This window comes from Arthrobacter tumbae (assembly GCF_016907495.1).
Taxonomy (GTDB): Bacteria; Actinomycetota; Actinomycetes; order Actinomycetales; family Micrococcaceae; genus Arthrobacter_D; species Arthrobacter_D tumbae.
Genome location: NZ_JAFBCC010000001.1, coordinates 3,624,916 through 3,639,946, shown reverse-complemented (window position 1 = coordinate 3,639,946; position 15,031 = coordinate 3,624,916). Strand labels below are relative to the sequence as shown.

13 protein-coding genes and 2 tRNA genes are annotated in these 15,031 nt (G+C 62.3%); 9 read left to right on the top strand and 6 right to left on the bottom strand.

Annotation, left to right across the window (positions count from 1 at the left end; translation table 11 throughout):
- Positions 1 to 7: 7 nt before the first annotated feature.
- From JOD47_RS17130 to pepN, 4 genes are all read right to left on the bottom strand, one after another.
- Positions 8 to 481 carry a globin gene (locus JOD47_RS17130; RefSeq protein WP_204536182.1) on the bottom strand — a complete coding sequence of 158 codons (474 nt, stop codon included), beginning with the start codon at positions 479 to 481 and terminating at the stop codon, positions 8 to 10.
- A complete protein-coding gene (locus JOD47_RS17125; RefSeq protein ID WP_204536180.1) occupies positions 471 to 1,094 on the bottom strand; it encodes a mechanosensitive ion channel family protein in 624 nt (207 codons plus the stop codon). The genes JOD47_RS17130 and JOD47_RS17125 overlap by 11 nt, the downstream gene beginning before the upstream one ends.
- A gap of 158 nt (positions 1,095 to 1,252) precedes the next feature.
- On the bottom strand, positions 1,253 to 1,774 hold the full coding sequence (locus tag JOD47_RS17120; protein WP_204536178.1) for an OsmC family protein: 522 nt from the start codon (positions 1,772 to 1,774) through the stop codon (positions 1,253 to 1,255).
- A gap of 75 nt (positions 1,775 to 1,849) precedes the next feature.
- Positions 1,850 to 4,402, bottom strand: a complete 2,553-nt coding sequence (pepN, locus tag JOD47_RS17115) for an aminopeptidase N (RefSeq protein WP_204536176.1) — start codon at positions 4,400 to 4,402, stop codon at positions 1,850 to 1,852.
- 156 nt (positions 4,403 to 4,558) lie between these two features.
- On the opposite strand from pepN, the gene JOD47_RS17110 reads away from it, so the two are divergent.
- Positions 4,559 to 5,032, top strand: a complete 474-nt coding sequence (locus JOD47_RS17110; protein ID WP_204536864.1) for a ribose-5-phosphate isomerase — start codon at positions 4,559 to 4,561, stop codon at positions 5,030 to 5,032.
- Entirely contained in the window at positions 5,032 to 5,928 is an 897-nt protein-coding gene (locus tag JOD47_RS17105; RefSeq protein WP_204536174.1) for an Fpg/Nei family DNA glycosylase, read from the top strand. Before JOD47_RS17110 ends, JOD47_RS17105 begins: the two co-directional genes overlap by 1 nt.
- Before the next feature lie 42 nt (positions 5,929 to 5,970).
- Here JOD47_RS17105 and JOD47_RS17100 read toward each other — a convergent pair.
- A tRNA-Gly gene (locus JOD47_RS17100) sits at positions 5,971 to 6,044 on the bottom strand.
- 140 nt (positions 6,045 to 6,184) lie between these two features.
- Between JOD47_RS17100 and JOD47_RS17095 the strand changes: the two genes are divergently transcribed.
- The 6 genes from JOD47_RS17095 to JOD47_RS17070 all read left to right on the top strand — a co-directional run bounded on the left by JOD47_RS17095 (position 6,185) and on the right by JOD47_RS17070 (position 11,430).
- Positions 6,185 to 6,258: transfer RNA gene (locus JOD47_RS17095), tRNA-Pro, on the top strand.
- A 110-nt stretch (positions 6,259 to 6,368) separates the two neighbouring features.
- The gene (gene tig, locus JOD47_RS17090) at positions 6,369 to 7,796 is read left to right on the top strand and encodes a trigger factor (protein ID WP_204536172.1); all 1,428 of its coding nucleotides are present in this window, start codon (positions 6,369 to 6,371) and stop codon (positions 7,794 to 7,796) included.
- Between the two features lie 195 nt (positions 7,797 to 7,991).
- The gene (locus tag JOD47_RS17085) at positions 7,992 to 8,588 is read left to right on the top strand and encodes an ATP-dependent Clp protease proteolytic subunit (RefSeq protein WP_204536862.1); all 597 of its coding nucleotides are present in this window, start codon (positions 7,992 to 7,994) and stop codon (positions 8,586 to 8,588) included.
- 46 nt (positions 8,589 to 8,634) lie between these two features.
- The gene (locus JOD47_RS17080) at positions 8,635 to 9,309 is read left to right on the top strand and encodes an ATP-dependent Clp protease proteolytic subunit (protein WP_204536170.1); all 675 of its coding nucleotides are present in this window, start codon (positions 8,635 to 8,637) and stop codon (positions 9,307 to 9,309) included.
- A 186-nt stretch (positions 9,310 to 9,495) separates the two neighbouring features.
- Complete coding sequence (gene clpX, locus JOD47_RS17075) at positions 9,496 to 10,788, top strand: ATP-dependent Clp protease ATP-binding subunit ClpX (protein ID WP_204536168.1); 1,293 nt, start codon at positions 9,496 to 9,498, stop codon at positions 10,786 to 10,788.
- A gap of 21 nt (positions 10,789 to 10,809) precedes the next feature.
- Positions 10,810 to 11,430, top strand: a complete 621-nt coding sequence (locus JOD47_RS17070) for a mycothiol-dependent nitroreductase Rv2466c family protein (RefSeq protein ID WP_204536166.1) — start codon at positions 10,810 to 10,812, stop codon at positions 11,428 to 11,430.
- A gap of 74 nt (positions 11,431 to 11,504) precedes the next feature.
- Here the strand turns inward: JOD47_RS17070 and valS are convergent, their stop codons facing one another.
- Complete coding sequence (gene valS / locus JOD47_RS17065) at positions 11,505 to 14,141, bottom strand: valine--tRNA ligase (protein WP_204536164.1); 2,637 nt, start codon at positions 14,139 to 14,141, stop codon at positions 11,505 to 11,507.
- Between the two features lie 65 nt (positions 14,142 to 14,206).
- On the opposite strand from valS, the gene JOD47_RS17060 reads away from it, so the two are divergent.
- A complete protein-coding gene (locus tag JOD47_RS17060; protein ID WP_204536162.1) occupies positions 14,207 to 14,962 on the top strand; it encodes an SDR family oxidoreductase in 756 nt (251 codons plus the stop codon).
- The last annotated feature ends 69 nt before the right edge of the window (positions 14,963 to 15,031 follow it).

Below are 15,031 nucleotides of genomic sequence, written 5' to 3'. Positions count from 1 at the left end.
GCACGTCTTAGGCCGAGTTGACCATGGAATGCGCCGCCCGCTCCAGGTAGTCCCATAGCGTTGCCTCGTGCAGGGGTGAAAGCTCGAGGGAATCGACGGCGTCGCGCATGTGCGTCAGCCAGCGGTCGCGGGCAACCGGTGTGACGAGGAAGGGCTGGTGGCGCATCCGCAGACGGGGGTGGCCGCGAGTCTCACCGTAGGTTTTGGGCCCGCCCCAGTACTGCTCAAGAAACAGCAGGAGGCGTTCCTTGGCTGGGCCCAGATCCTCTTCCGGGTACATGGGACGCAGCAGCTCATCGGACGCCACGCCGGAATAGAACACATCGACCAGACGGACGAAGGTGTCGTGCCCGCCGACGGCCTCATAGAAATTGTCGGTATACGAGGGCTGATCGAAGCGCGGCCCCACGGGTGTCAACTGCGCAATGGGTTCACCGAATCTCGACGGGATGGGGATCGGGCCGGGTGTATCACTGCTCATTGGCTTGTTCCACCTTTTCGTCGTCTGCTGCGGGCGGTACATAGTTGCCCTGTGTCCGGTTGCCTACCTTCATGATGTCACCGTTGCGGATATACCAGATCGCACCGTTCTCATCCACCATGCGGGTGATTCGCAGCCCGACCGACTGCACAACCCCGACGGTATCTCCCACCTCGATGACATCGCCGATGCCGTACTGATCTTCAATGGTGATGAAGAATCCCAGAAATGCGTCCCGGATCACTTCCCGGGCTCCGAAGCCAATGGCAATACCGACGATCCCCACGCTTGCGAGGATGGGACCGATATTGACTCCGAGCTGCTCAATTGCCGTCATGAGCGCAATGATCGCGATCGTGACCGCCGTGGTGCTGCGCAGTAGCGCACCGATAGTCTCAGCGCGTTGCATGCGGCGCTTGTGGTCAAGTGTGCGCAGTACCGGCTGAGCCCACCGGAAATGCGGTTTCTTGAACATCTCATAACCGTTCTGCACACGCTTTACCATGCGGTTGACCAGTGCGCGGAGTATGAGCCAGAGGATGAGCGCGGCCAGCAGGATCAGTGCGGCGGCAATGATGTTCCCGCCGTAACCGAGCTGGTCAAGGAACTGCATGAGGGATACCTTTCATCGGGCTGTACGCGTCATCGGCCTGTACGCGGCCGGGGACATTCAGGGCTCGTCGGGCAGCTCAAGATTACCCGTCGTCGACAGGGCGTGAGCGCTGACTTGTTCCCGGCGGCCATTTCGCGCCGTTATTGAGACCTGGCTGGTCAGGCCGTGGCCTTCTCGCGAGGAGGTTCGGCAAGTGGGTTTGCCTTCCCGCCGACCACCACAACCGGCTCATGCAGGACAGGAAAATTCACTGACCGTCCGATGAAGCAGGCCGCAGCAGCGTCGGCGTGGATTGACTGGGCCGTATGTTTGACGGTGCTGTCGGTGATGGTGACGCGGGGCTTCAGCGTCACGCCGGTGAACTCGCCGCTGCCGTCCGCGTTGAGCCGCATGGTGCCCTCAGCCGCGTCTTCATAGGCAGTCACGATGATGCCGCTCTTCACTGCCATATGGAGATAGGACAGCATATGGCACTGCGAGAGCGCAGCGAGGAGGAGCTGCTCCGGGTTCCAGCGATCGGGATTGCCGTGAAAGGTCGGGTCTGCGGACCCGAAGATGACTGGGACGCCGGCTGATGCCACCTCGTGATCGCGGGTGTAGGACCGGTAGGAGGAGGTGCCGTCACCCTGGTTTCCGGTCCACACCACGCGCACCAGATAGTGATGCTCAGAGAGGTTCATAGGCACAAAGTACACCCGTTGGCCAGTAACCGCAGTGTGCGGAGCGGCCAACGGGTGCGACCGGCACAACAGCAGCTACTTGTCTGCTGCCTGTGCCCTGAGAGCGCGTGCCACGCCGTCCCGGTTTTCCAGGGTAAGCCGGCGAAGCGAGGCAAGGTCCGGGTCCAGTGCTGCCAGGAACTCATCGGTGGCGGCAAGGGTGGCTTGCGTTGTCAGGCGGGTCGGGTACAGGCCGACGATGATCTGCTGGGCGATCTCGTGGGTCCGGCTGGCCCAGACATCCTTCGCTGCAGCGAAGTACTTCCCGGCGAAGGGCTCCAGAATTTTCGTGTCATGAACCCGTGTGAAGCCGGCGATCGCCGAACGCTGTGCAGCGTTGGGCATGTCGGAGCGCTCAACGATGGCTCTCCAGGCTTCCTCTTTTGCTTCGGCGGTAGGAATGGCCGCCTTCGCCTGCGCGGCGGCAAGCGCGCCGGTGGCCGTGGCGTCCTGCTCGAGTTCAGCTTCGATGTCCCGCTGGAGTTTCCGGCCGCCGACTACGAGGCTGGTTAACAGCTCCCACCGCAGGTCAGCATCGACAGCGAGGCCCTCCGGTGCTGCTGTTCCGTCAAGGATCCGTTCGATGATGTCCAACTGTGGGCCGGTCTGAGCATGCACAGCGAAGGCCTTCACGAATTGCAGCTGTGAGTCAGACCCGGAGTCAGCGCTTTCCGCCAGCTCCCAGAGGCTGTCTGCGGCAGCGATTTCCATGGGCTGCCGGTCGTCCGGAGTCACATAGAGCGCCAGGGTGGTCGCGAGCTGCCGCAGGAGCACCAGAACCACTGAGGAGTCAGACTCCGAGGCGATGTTCTGAAGGATCAGCTCGACGTAGTTTCGCGCGGGAGTTTCTCCGTCGCGGGCTGCGTCCCAGGCGGATGCCCACACCAGCGTGCGCGGCAGCGATTCGCTGAAGTCTTTCAGGTGCCGTGTAGCGGTTCGCAGTGACCGTTCGTCCAGCCGGATTTTCGCATAGGCGAGATCGTCGTCGTTGAGCAGTACAAGATCCGGCTGCTGCAGCCCGACGAGTTCCTCGACCGCCGTGTGTTCTCCCGCAATATCGAGTTCCACCCGATGGGACCGTTCAAGCTGCCCGTTGCCTGCCAGGTTGTAGAAACCGATCGCCAAGCGGTGGGAACGGATGGTCGGGAAGTCCTCCACCGCAGACTGTTGCACAGCGAAGGAGGTGATGGCGCCGTCGTCGTCGGATTCAATCTCCGGACGGAGCGTGTTGACACCGGCCGTCTCCAGCCACTGGGCTGACCATTCCTTCAGGTCACGCCCGCTTGCTGTCTCAAGCTCGACCAGCAGATCGGAGAGCTCGGTGTTGGACCAGGCGTGCTTGCCGAAGTATTCGCGTACCCCCTGCATGAACTTGTCCTGGCCCACCCACGCCACGAGCTGTTTGAGCACGGAAGCGCCCTTGGCATAGGTGATGCCGTCGAAGTTGACCTGCACATCCTCCAAATCATTGATCGGAGCCACGATGGGGTGGGTGGAGGGCAGCTGGTCCTGGCGGTATGCCCAAGCCTTCTCGAGGGATGCGAACGTAGTCCACGACTGTGTGAACTTTGTTGCCTCCGCGGACGCCAGGGTGGACATGAACTCGGCGAAGGACTCGTTGAGCCACAGGTCGTTCCACCAGCGCATGGTCACCAGGTCACCGAACCACATGTGAGCGAGTTCATGCAGGATCGTGATTGCGCGGCGTTCGACGGTGGCTTCGGTCACCCGCGAACGGAACACATAGCTCTCAAGGAAAGTCACCGCGCCGGCGTTTTCCATCGCCCCAGCGTTGAACTCGGGAACGAACAGCTGATCGTACTTCTCGAACGGATAGGGGGCGCCGAACTGCGCTTCGAAGAACTCGAAGCCCTGGCGGGTCAGCTCGAAGACGTTCTCGGCGTCGAGGTGCTGCATGAGCGACTTGCGCGCAAAGACGCCGAGCGGGATGGTCCGGCCGTCCGAGCTCGTGAGTTCACTGCGCACCGACTGGTAGGGGCCTGCGATGAGGGCCGTGACGTAGGACGAGAGCACTGGCGTCGGCTTGAAGGCCCAGGTGGAGCGCGCCCCGCCGTCGTCCGCGGAGCCGGCTGCCAGCGGCTCAGGGGTGGGGGAGTTGGAGATGACGTCCCAGTGCGACGGCGCTGTCACGGTGAAGCGGAAGGTCGCCTTCAGGTCGGGCTGCTCAAAGACGGCAAAGACACGGCGGGAATCCGGAACCTCGAACTGGGTATAGAGGTACACCTCATTGTCGACTGGATCAACGAAGCGGTGCAGGCCCTCGCCGGTGTTCATGTAAAGCATGTCAGCATCAACGACAAGCTCGTTGGACGCGGCGAGGTTGTCCAGACGGATCCGGATGCCGTCGGCGACTTCCGCCACATCGAGGTCCACCCCGTTGAGCGTCACCCGGTGGACGGACGCGGTGACGGCGTCGATGAAGGTGGACGAACCCTGCTCGGCGTCGAAGGACACTACGGTGGTTGACCCGAATATCGAGTCGCCGCGGGTCAGGTCGAGATTGATGGCGTAGCTGTGGACGCTGACTATGGCCGCGCGCTGGCGTGCTTCGTCCCGCGTCAGGTTCATACCTGGCAAGGTGATGCCTCCGAGAGTGGGGAGTGGTACCGCGCGGTAACGCGGTGTGATCCACCTTACGCAGAACGGTGCGCCTTCACCATTTCGTCGATGACCGCAGCACAGTACTCTGGATCCGGCAACCACACTCTCGGAACGGACCCTTACATGCGCGTTCATATCGCAACCGACCACGCCGGCATGGAGCTCAGCGCGCACCTCGTCGCGCACCTGAGCACGAAGGGCTATGAACTGATCGACCACGGTCCCTCCGTCTACGACGCAGAAGACGATTACCCTTCCTTCTGCATCAATGCGGCGCTGGCAGTGGTTGACGATCAGCTTTCGGGTGCCGAGGCGCTCGGCATTGTGCTCGGCGGTTCAGGCAACGGGGAGCAGATTGCGGCGAACAAGGTCCGTGGGGTACGCGCCGCACTGGCCTGGAACCTGGACACCGCGAGACTCGCGCGTGAACACAATGACGCGAACGTCGTGGCGCTAGGCGGGCGCCAGCACTCCCTCGAGGAGGCCACCGCCATCGTCGAAGCCTTTCTCGAGGAGCCTTTCAGCGGTGCTGAGCGGCACGTACGGCGCATCAGCAAGATCGCTGTCTACGAGACCACCGGCGAGATTCTTCCGTAGTGCCGGAGGGCCATTCGATCCACCGGCTCGCACGCCAGTTCACATCGGTCTTCGCCGGTGAGGCGCTGAGGGCGAGCAGCCCGCAGGGCCGTTTCGCCGAGGGTGCGGAACGGATCGACGGAGCTGTCCTGACGCGCGCCCGCGCGCACGGCAAGCAGTTGTTCCTCGAATTCGACAATGACCTGGTAATGCGTGTCCACCTCGGTCTGTACGGTGCCTGGAGCTTCGGCGGCGACAGCCGGTTCCGGGGAGCGTCCAGCATCGGCGCACCCCGGCGCGTGGGGGAGAGGGAAACCGCCGACGACGACGACCCCGCCGCCTATGCCGGCCCACCACCGCCCGTGGGAGCGGTACGGGTGAGACTGGTTGCCACGCACGGCTGGGCAGACCTGCGCGGACCGACAGCCTGCGAAGTCATAACGGCTGCGGAGCGGGATGCGATCATCGCCAGGCTTGGACCGGATCCGTTGGACGCAGACACCGCTCCGGCGGAATTCGTCGCACGGCTGCAGCGGACCCGGACCGCCGTCGGTCTCTCGCTGATGAACCAGGCGGTGATCGCCGGAGTCGGCAACGTCTACCGCGCCGAGGTGCTCTTCCGGCGTCGGGTGCACCCGTGGCGTCCGGGCGTTGCGCTCGGGGACATTACCGCGCTGGCACTGTGGGAAGACCTCGTCCTCCTGATGAACGACGGAGTGCGTATCGGGCGCATTATTACGACGACGCCTGATCACCGGTCTCCCGGCGTGGGGAACGGCTCCGCCGTTCCGGTGGAGGAGGCACACTATGTCTACAAAAGGACCGGCCAGGAATGCCGGATCTGTGGCACGGCGGTGGCGATGGCAGAGATGGGTGCACGCAAGCTGTACTGGTGTCCGTACTGCCAGGCGGCCTGATTCAGGCGAGCACTACTGTGCGGAAGGGCAGTGTCGGAGAAGTGGAGGGGATGACGGGAATCGAACCCGCGTAATCAGTTTGGAAGACTGAGGCTTTACCATTAAGCTACATCCCCGCGACCAGCCGAAAGCGCGTCCCGGTGGAACCGCGCGATTCCCGGCTGGGCTGGAACGCATATAACTACACCATAAGGGCGTCGAATTCTCAAAATGTGCAACCTTGCGGTTTCTTTCGTAGACTTGCCTCTGCACTCAACGGGGTGTAGCTCAGCTTGGTAGAGCGCCTGCTTTGGGAGCAGGAAGTCGCAGGTTCAACTCCTGTCACCCCGACTCTGTGATCAACGGTGCAGAAACCTGTATCAAACGGTGCAGACATGATCCTTCGCGGGATACGTATACCCGGTGCAGAACCGATCCCTATCATTCAGGAGAACCAGGCTGTGAAGAGCGCTGTCGAAAACCTCACTCCCACGCGAGTGAAGCTCAACGTGGAGGTCCCTTTCGAGGAACTCAAGCCGAACATCGAAGCTGCCTACAAGACCATCGCCACCCAGGTGCAGGTTCCGGGTTTCCGTAAGGGCAAGGTTCCCAACAAGCTGATTGACCAGCGGGTAGGGCGCGGTTACGTCATTGAGACAGCCATCAACGACGGCCTCAACGGCTTTTACCAGAGCGCTGTCCAGGACACGAAGATCCGCCCGCTGAGCCGGCCCGAGGTGGAGATCACCGAGGTTCCCGATCCCGCCGCGCAGGATGGCCAGCTCCTCTTCACGGTTGAGCTCGACGTCCGTCCCGAAATCGACCTTCCGGAGTACTCCGGCCTCGAAGTGACCGTTGAAGCTGCGAAAGCCTCTGACGACGACGTCGTGAAGTCACTTGACGAGCTGCGCGGACGCTTCGGCACGCTGAAGGATGTGGACCGCCCCGCCACCGACGGCGACTTCCTCACCCTCGATCTGACTGCGAAAGTCGACGGCGAGGAAGTGGACTCCGCTGTTGACATCTCTTACCAGGTGGGCTCGGGCACCATGCTGGAAGGCATGGATGAAGCGGTGACCGGCCTGAGCGCTGACGAGTCGTCGACCTTCGAGACCACGCTCGCCGGCGGCGAGCACACGGGCAAGGCTGCCGAGGTCACGGTTTCAGTGAAGGCAGTGAAAGAGCGCGAGCTTCCTGACGCCAACGATGATTTCGCTCAGCTCGCAAGCGAGTTCGACACCATTGATGAGCTGCGCGCCGATCTGGCCAAGCGGTCTTCCGAGGACAAGCTCGTTGAGCAGGGCGTGGAAGCGCGCGACAAGGTGCTTGAGAAGCTGTTGGAGCTCGTAGAGGTTCCGGTGCCTGAGTCCGTCGTCGAGGAACAGTTGGAGCAGCACTTCAATTCGGAGAGCAGCCATTCGGCCGGTGCGGACCACGACACCGAAGAGCACCGTGCAGAAGTTCGCGGGAACACCGAGCAGGCATTCCGGAACGAGATCGTTCTGGACGCTGTCGCCGAGAAGGAAGAAATCGGTGTCAGCCAGAACGAGCTGATCGATTACATCGTGACGTCCGCAAGCCAGTACGGCATGGAACCGAACCAGTTCGCGCAGATGCTCGACCAGAGCGGTCAGGTGCCGATGATTGTTGGTGAAGTTCGCCGTCGCAAGGCTTTGGCCAAGGTTCTGGAGCTCGCAGTGGTCACCGATACCAACGGCGAAACAGTCGACCTTTCGGATTTCGTTCGCCCAGCCGGGGACGTCGAGCAGGCAGAGAGCGACGCACCCGTTGAGGACGCCTCCAGCGAGGCGGTCGACGCGTCGGGTGCCGGCTCCGATGCTCCCGCTGCAGGGACCGGGGAAGCGGACGCGGAGTCCACGAAGGCGTAGTTCCTCCTAGCGTGAACAGATGCCGTCAGCAGCTTGCTGGCGGCATCTGACGTTAAGCCTCCTGCTTCCTAACGCCGTCAGCGAACAGCTCACGGCGCGGGAGCAAAACAGTACGCAAACAGGTTAGTGTCCAGTGAGAGAAAAACCTGAGTGAGAGGTCAATCAGCAATGGCATCCGAATCCACCACACCGACCATGGCAACCGTTGATCCTGCCAGCCGCGACGACTACATCTACAACCGGCTCCTGAAGGAGCGGATCATCTGGCTCGGCTCCGAGGTTCGGGACGAGAACGCGAACGCGATCTGCTCGCAGCTGCTCCTGTTGTCGGCGGAAGACCCTGAGAAGGACATCTTCCTCTATATCAACTCTCCCGGCGGCTCGGTGACTGCGGGCATGGCCATTTATGACACCATGCAGTTCATCCCGAATGACGTCGTTACTGTCGCCACAGGCCTCGCAGCCTCGATGGGCCAGTTCCTTCTGTCCTCCGGCACCAAGGGGAAGCGCTACGCCACCCCGCATGCCCGCATCCTGATGCACCAGCCGTCCGGTGGAATCGGAGGCACCGCCTCTGACATCAAGATTCAGGCCGAGCTGATCCTGCATATGAAGCGCGTCATGGCCGAGCTCACCGCCGAGCAGACCGGGCAGTCGGTCGAGACTATCCTCAAGGACAATGACCGGGACAAGTGGTTCACGGCGCAGGGTGCCCTGGAATACGGCTTCTTCGATCACATTTCGGCGCATGCAGGATCCGTCTCCGGCGGCGGCGGAACCCAGCGCGACTGACCCGCACCAAGCCCACTCCCATAGACCTGCCCACACAGGAGGCACCATGAACCACGATTTTCAGGCCGCGGCCGGCGGCCGGGCTCCCCAGCTGCCGACAAACCGTTATGTCCTTCCCCAGTTCGAAGAGCGCACACCCTACGGTTTCAAGCGCCAGGACCCATACACAAAGTTGTTCGAGGACAGGATCATCTTCCTTGGCGTCCAGGTTGATGACGCCTCCGCGGATGATGTGATGGCGCAGCTGCTCGTTCTTGAGTCCACCGATCCCGAGCGCGACATCACGCTGTACATCAACTCTCCCGGTGGGTCGTTCACTGCGATGACCGCCATCTACGACACGATGCAGTTCATTCGTCCCGAGATCCAGACTGTCTGCCTCGGTCAGGCTGCCAGCGCGGCAGCCGTGCTGCTGGCCGCCGGTGCACCCGACAAGCGCCTCGCGCTCCCCAATGCGCGCGTGCTTATTCACCAGCCGGCGCTCGGCGGTGGCCAGGGCGGCCAGGCCTCGGACCTCGAGATCCAGGCCAACGAAGTCATGCGTATGCGGGCCTGGCTTGAGGACACCCTCGCACTGCACAGCGGAAAGACGTCCGAGCAGGTCAACATTGATATCGAGCGGGACAAGATTCTGACCGCCGAGGATGCAAAGGCCTACGGCCTCGTGGATGAGGTACTCACCTCACGCAAAATCACCCCGCCGAAGATCAACAAGCCGTAGCTGGTGCCATCGGCGCCCGTGGTCCCTCCACACGGGGCAGGACCACGGGCGCTATATTGCTGATTCAGGGCACCAAGTGGCCTAGAGTGGAACGTAGTCGACGCATGGAGACCGTCCCATTGCAGCAGTTGGCAGCGGCCGAATACTCAGGCGGAACACTCCAGGACCACGTTAGGGGACTGACACATGGCTCGCATTGGTGAGAGCACCGATCTACTCAAGTGCTCTTTCTGTGGCAAAAGCCAGAAGCAGGTCCGGAAGCTCATCGCGGGCCCGGGCGTGTATATCTGCGACGAATGCATAGAACTGTGCAATGAGATCATCGAGGAAGAGCTCTCCGAAGTCGCCGACCTCGGTACGTTCGAGCTGCCGAAGCCCCGTGAGATTTTCGACTTTCTGCAGGAATATGTCATCGGACAGGAGCCTGCCAAGCGATCGCTCGCTGTGGCTGTCTACAACCACTACAAGCGGATCCAGTCCGGCCACACGCCGCGGGCATCGGCCAACCTGTCGGACGCGTCTCCTGCTGAAGACGTCGAGATTGCCAAGTCGAACATCCTGCTGATCGGGCCTACGGGTTGCGGCAAGACCTACCTTGCGCAGACCCTCGCGCGGCGGCTGAACGTGCCGTTTGCTGTTGCTGACGCCACTGCACTGACCGAAGCCGGCTACGTCGGTGAAGACGTAGAGAACATTCTGTTGAAGCTCATCCAAGCAGCTGACTATGACGTCAAGAAGGCTGAGCAGGGCATTATCTACATCGATGAGATCGACAAGATCTCGCGTAAGAGTGAGAACCCATCAATCACCCGGGATGTCTCGGGTGAGGGTGTTCAGCAGGCGCTGCTGAAAATACTGGAGGGAACGGTCGCGTCCGTACCACCGCAGGGTGGACGGAAACACCCTCACCAGGAGTTCATCCAGATAGACACCACCAACGTCCTCTTCATCGTCGCAGGCGCTTTCGCGGGGCTGGAAGAGATCATCGGCTCGCGGGCCGGGCGGAAGGGTATCGGCTTCGGCGCACCGCTCAGCTCGCTCACAAACGAGGAAGTCAGTTACGGCGACGTCATGCCGGAGGATCTCCTCAAGTTTGGCCTGATCCCCGAGTTCATTGGACGCCTTCCGGTAATCACCACCGTCACGCACCTCGACCGGCCGGCGCTGATGCAGATTTTGACGGAGCCCAAGAACGCACTGATCAAGCAGTATCAGAAGATGTTCGCGCTGGACGGTGTGGAACTCGTCTTCGAACCTCAGGCACTGGAGGCGATCGCCGACCAGGCACTCGAGCGCGGAACCGGCGCCCGGGGACTACGTGCCATCATGGAGGAGGTCCTGCTTCCAGTGATGTTCGACCTTCCAAGCCGGGAAGACATCGCAACCGTGGTCATCAGCGGCGCTGTCGTCGACAAGACGGCCGAGCCCACGCTGATCTCGCACGACGTCGTGGCCAAGCGCCGCAACAAGTCCGCGTAGCCCGAACCAAGGAGACTGTTTATGACTGCTGCCATCGAACCCGGGAAGAAAGCCGACTTCTGGTTTGACCCCGTGTGCCCGTTCGCTTGGATCACCTCTCGCTGGATGGGAGAGGTCGAGAAAGTTCGCGAGGTTTCAGTCGATTGGCACGTGATGAGCTTGTCCGTACTCAATGAAGGCAGGGATCTGCCCGAGGAGTATAAGGAGGGCATGAAGCAAGCATGGGGCCCTGTCCGCGTAATCATCGCGGCCGCCGAACTGCACGGCCCCGAAAACATCAAGAAGCTTTATGATGCGATGGGCGTGCGTATTCACAACGGTGGAAACGATGACTACGTGGCAGTCATCCGCGAGGCGCTTGAAGAGACGGGGCTGCCCACTTCTCTTGCTGATTACGCCACCACTGATGAGTACGACGCGCAGTTGCGGGCATCGCATCAGGAAGGCATCGACAGGGTTGGCGACGAAGTCGGTACCCCGGTGGTTGCATTCGACGGAACGGCCTTCTTCGGCCCGGTTCTCACCCGCATTCCCCGCGGCGAGGAAGCCGGACGCATCTTCGACGGTGCGGTGATGATGGCGGAATTCCCCGAGTTCTTCGAGCTGAAGCGGTCCCGCACATCCAGTCCGTCATTCGAGTAGGGCTAGAACCAAGGATCAGCAAAAGGGAGCCCCATCAGCGCGATGCTGATGGGGCTCCTTTTTCTGCCGTTGAGTCAGGACGGGGTGACGGGCTCTTCCGGAGGCGCCAGACGGACGTCGCTCACCAAGAGGTCACCGTCCGAAACCCGGAGCTCAAGGCCGCTGGCATTGCCGGCAGCGCTCAGATCGGAAAGTGCTGCCTCAAGCTGTCGGACCTGCGCTTCTGAGCCGCTGATGACCGCCGACAGCACCTGCGTGCGCTGCTTGACCTTTGCTTCCGACTTGGCCTTCCGAAGACCACCCAACGCAGCGCCGACGGTTCCGAGCATTCCGGTATCTGCGTCAAGGGCCGCGGAGGTCAGCATGCCTGTTGCGGGCCAGGCCGACCGGTGGACGGATCCGTGACGCCACCAGCTCCACACCTCCTCTGTGGCGAACGGAAGAACTGGGGCGAAGAGGCGAAGCAGCCGGTCAAGGGCTGTTGCCAGGGCAGCGAGCACCGATGCTTTCTCGGATTCTCCCGCACTACCGTACGCGCGGTCCTTGATGAGTTCGACGTAGTCGTCGGTGAATGACCAGAAGAACGTCTCGGTGAGCTGCAGAGCCCGAGCATAGTCATACTTCTCAAAGGCAGCTGTGGCCTGTTGAACCACGTCATCGAGGGAGGCGAGGAGTGAACGGTCGAGCGGATTGGTGACCGTCGTTACGTCCTCCGAGATGATGTCTGCTTCCGTGGCACCAAGGTTGAGCACGAACTTGGACGCGTTCAGCAGCTTGATGGCGAGTCGGCGGCCGATTTTCATCTGCGCGATTTCATAGGCGGTGTCCGCACCGAGCTTGGCCGACGCTGCCCAGTAGCGGACGGCGTCCGAGCCAAACTGATCGAGTGCATCCGTGGGAACAACGACATTGCCCTTGGACTTTGACATCTTCTTACGGTCAGGATCGAGAATCCAGCCAGAAATGGCGGCGTGCTTCCACGGCGCGGAGTCGAGCAGCGCGTCCGCGCGAACCACGGACGAGAACATCCAGGTGCGGATGATGTCGTGTCCCTGCGGGCGCAGATCGAAAGGATAGACCTTGGCGAACAGATCCTCGTCCCGTGACCAGCCCCCGATGATCTGCGGCGAGAGCGACGACGTCGCCCACGTGTCCAGAACGTCGGGATCTCCCATGAAGCCGCCCGGCTGGTCCCGCTGCGCTTCGTCGAACCCCGGCGCCGGCTCTGCGGCCGGATCAACCGGCAGCATGTCATCGGACGGGATGACCGGGTTTTCGTAGTCAGGCGTCCCGTGCTCATCCAACGGGTACCAGACCGGGAACGGCACACCGAAGAACCGCTGGCGGGAAATCAGCCAGTCACCGTTGAGGCCCTCGATCCAGTTCTCATACCTGCTGCGCATGAACGAGGGGTGGAAGTCGATCTCGCGGCCGCGTGCAATGAGGCGTTCACGGCGGTCGGCATCCCTGCCGCCGTTGCGGATGTACCACTGTCGGCTGGTGACCACTTCGAGTGGCTTGTCGCCCTTTTCGAAGAAGTTCACCGGGTGGGTGATCTTCTTGGGCTCGCCGTCGAGCAGGTCTGCCTCGGCGAGCATCTCCGCTACCACTTCCTTCGCGGAGAAGACCGTCTTGCCGGCGATGCGGGAGTAATTGTCCCGGCCCGCCGTCGTCGTAATCCAGTCCGGGGTGTCCGCAAGGATGCGGCCGTCGCGGCCCACGATCGCGCGGGTCGGCAGTTCGAGCTCGCGCCACCAGGTGACGTCGGTGAGGTCGCCGAAAGTGCAGACCATCGCAATGCCGGCGCCCTTGTCCGGCTTGGCCAGGGGATGTGCCTTGACCTCGACATCCACACCGAAGAGGGGAGAGGTGACCGTTGTGCCGAAGTACGGCTTGAAACGCTCATCATCCGGGTGGGCCACCAGAGCGACGCACGCGGCGAGAAGCTCGGGGCGGGTGGTCTCGATGTGGATCTGCGTGCCGTCCTCGGCCGCGAAGGGGTAACGGTAATAGGCGCCGGGAACCTCGCGGTCCTCGAGCTCGGCCTGCGCAACCGCGGTACGGAAGGTCACATCCCAGAGCGTGGGCGCCTCAGCGAGGTAGGCGTCGCCCTGCTTGAGGTTGGCGAGGAAGGCACGCTGGGAGACGGCCCGGGAGGTTGAATCGATGGTGCGGTACGTCAGGTTCCAGTCCACGGACAGGCCGAGGGACAGGAAGAGGTTTTCGAAGACCTTCTCGTCCTCGACGGCGAGCTCCTCGCAGAGTTCGATGAAGTTCCGGCGGGAGACGACGTCGAAATCGCGCTGGTTCTTCGCGGGCTGGGCAGGCGCGCGGTAACCGGGGTTGTACGGCACGGATGGATCGCAGCGCACGCCGTAATAGTTCTGCACGCGCCGTTCGGTGGGCAGGCCGTTGTCATCCCAGCCCATCGGGTAGAACACGTTCTTGCCGGTCATGCGCTGATAGCGCGCCAGGACGTCGGTCTGCGTGTAGGAGAAGACGTGGCCCACATGCAGGGAACCGGAAGCTGTTGGCGGCGGCGTGTCGATGGAGTAGACGTCTTCGCGAGACGTCTCAGGATTGAAGGTGTATGTTCCCTCGGAGCGCCAGCGCTCGTTCAGCGCGGCTTCCAGGCCCTCAAGGGCGGGCTTGTCGGGAACATTGATGGGGGCCGGTGTGGGCGTGTCTGTACCCTCGTTGATGTGTGCCATGAATCGATTGTTTCATGCTGGCCGGATGCACCTGCTTCGGGGGCTCCATGGGCTAGTTTGGGTCAATGACTTCTCGACAGCACAGGGCCGCGGTTGTAACAGGAGCAAGCTCCGGCATCGGTGAGGCAACCGCACGCCGGTTGGCGGCGGATGGCTGGCGTGTCTGGGCGGTTGCCCGCCGTGAGGATCGACTGGCGGCGCTCGGCGAGGAGACCGGAGCAGTGCCGGTAGCGCTGGACATCACCGACGACGACGGCGTTGCCCGCCTGGTCCGCGACGTCACCGAAGCAGGCGGCATCGACACCCTGATCAATATTGCCGGCGGCGCACGCGGCACAGACTGGGTGGCGGATGCGCGCACCGAGGACTGGGAGTGGATGTACGGCGCCAACGTTATCGGCAGCATGTTGCTGATCCGAGCGTTCCTGCCGATGCTGCGCGCGCACGGTGAGGGCACCGTCGTGAACCTGACATCAACGGCGGCCCTGGTTGCCTACGAGGGCGGCGCCGGTTACAACGCCGCGAAAGCAGCCCAGCGCGCCATGACCCGGGCGCTGCGCCTTGAAGAGGTTGAGCACAATGTGCGCGTCGTCGAGGTTCTTCCCGGCATGGTGCAGACAGAGGAGTTCTCGTTGAACCGGCTCGGCAACGAGGAAGCGGCAGAAAGAGTGTACGCCGGTATCGAAAAGCCGCTGACGGCTGCCGACGTCGCGGATGTCGTGTCCTATGCCGTGTCAGTGCCGCACCACGTGAACCTTGATGAAATTGTGGTGCGACCGCTGGCTCAGGCCGCGGCGCACAAGGTGATCCGCCGAAGCTGAGCGGCGGGAGGCTGTGCAGGTGCGGGATGGTTCGCCCAATTGAGCGCCGCCCGTTAGAATTGGTGCAGC

Coding starts and splice junctions, on each gene's coding strand:
- pepN (WP_204536176.1), bottom strand. CDS start 4,402: ATGAACCTGACGCGGGACGAAGCACGCCAGCGCGCGGCCATAGTCAGC.
- JOD47_RS17110 (WP_204536864.1), top strand. CDS start 4,559: ATGCGCGTTCATATCGCAACCGACCACGCCGGCATGGAGCTCAGCGCG.
- JOD47_RS17060 (WP_204536162.1), top strand. CDS start 14,207: ATGACTTCTCGACAGCACAGGGCCGCGGTTGTAACAGGAGCAAGCTCC.
- clpX (WP_204536168.1), top strand. CDS start 9,496: ATGGCTCGCATTGGTGAGAGCACCGATCTACTCAAGTGCTCTTTCTGT.
- JOD47_RS17085 (WP_204536862.1), top strand. CDS start 7,992: ATGGCAACCGTTGATCCTGCCAGCCGCGACGACTACATCTACAACCGG.
- JOD47_RS17080 (WP_204536170.1), top strand. CDS start 8,635: ATGAACCACGATTTTCAGGCCGCGGCCGGCGGCCGGGCTCCCCAGCTG.
- JOD47_RS17070 (WP_204536166.1), top strand. CDS start 10,810: ATGACTGCTGCCATCGAACCCGGGAAGAAAGCCGACTTCTGGTTTGAC.
- JOD47_RS17120 (WP_204536178.1), bottom strand. CDS start 1,774: ATGAACCTCTCTGAGCATCACTATCTGGTGCGCGTGGTGTGGACCGGA.
- JOD47_RS17130 (WP_204536182.1), bottom strand. CDS start 481: ATGAGCAGTGATACACCCGGCCCGATCCCCATCCCGTCGAGATTCGGT.
- JOD47_RS17125 (WP_204536180.1), bottom strand. CDS start 1,094: ATGCAGTTCCTTGACCAGCTCGGTTACGGCGGGAACATCATTGCCGCC.
- valS (WP_204536164.1), bottom strand. CDS start 14,141: ATGGCACACATCAACGAGGGTACAGACACGCCCACACCGGCCCCCATC.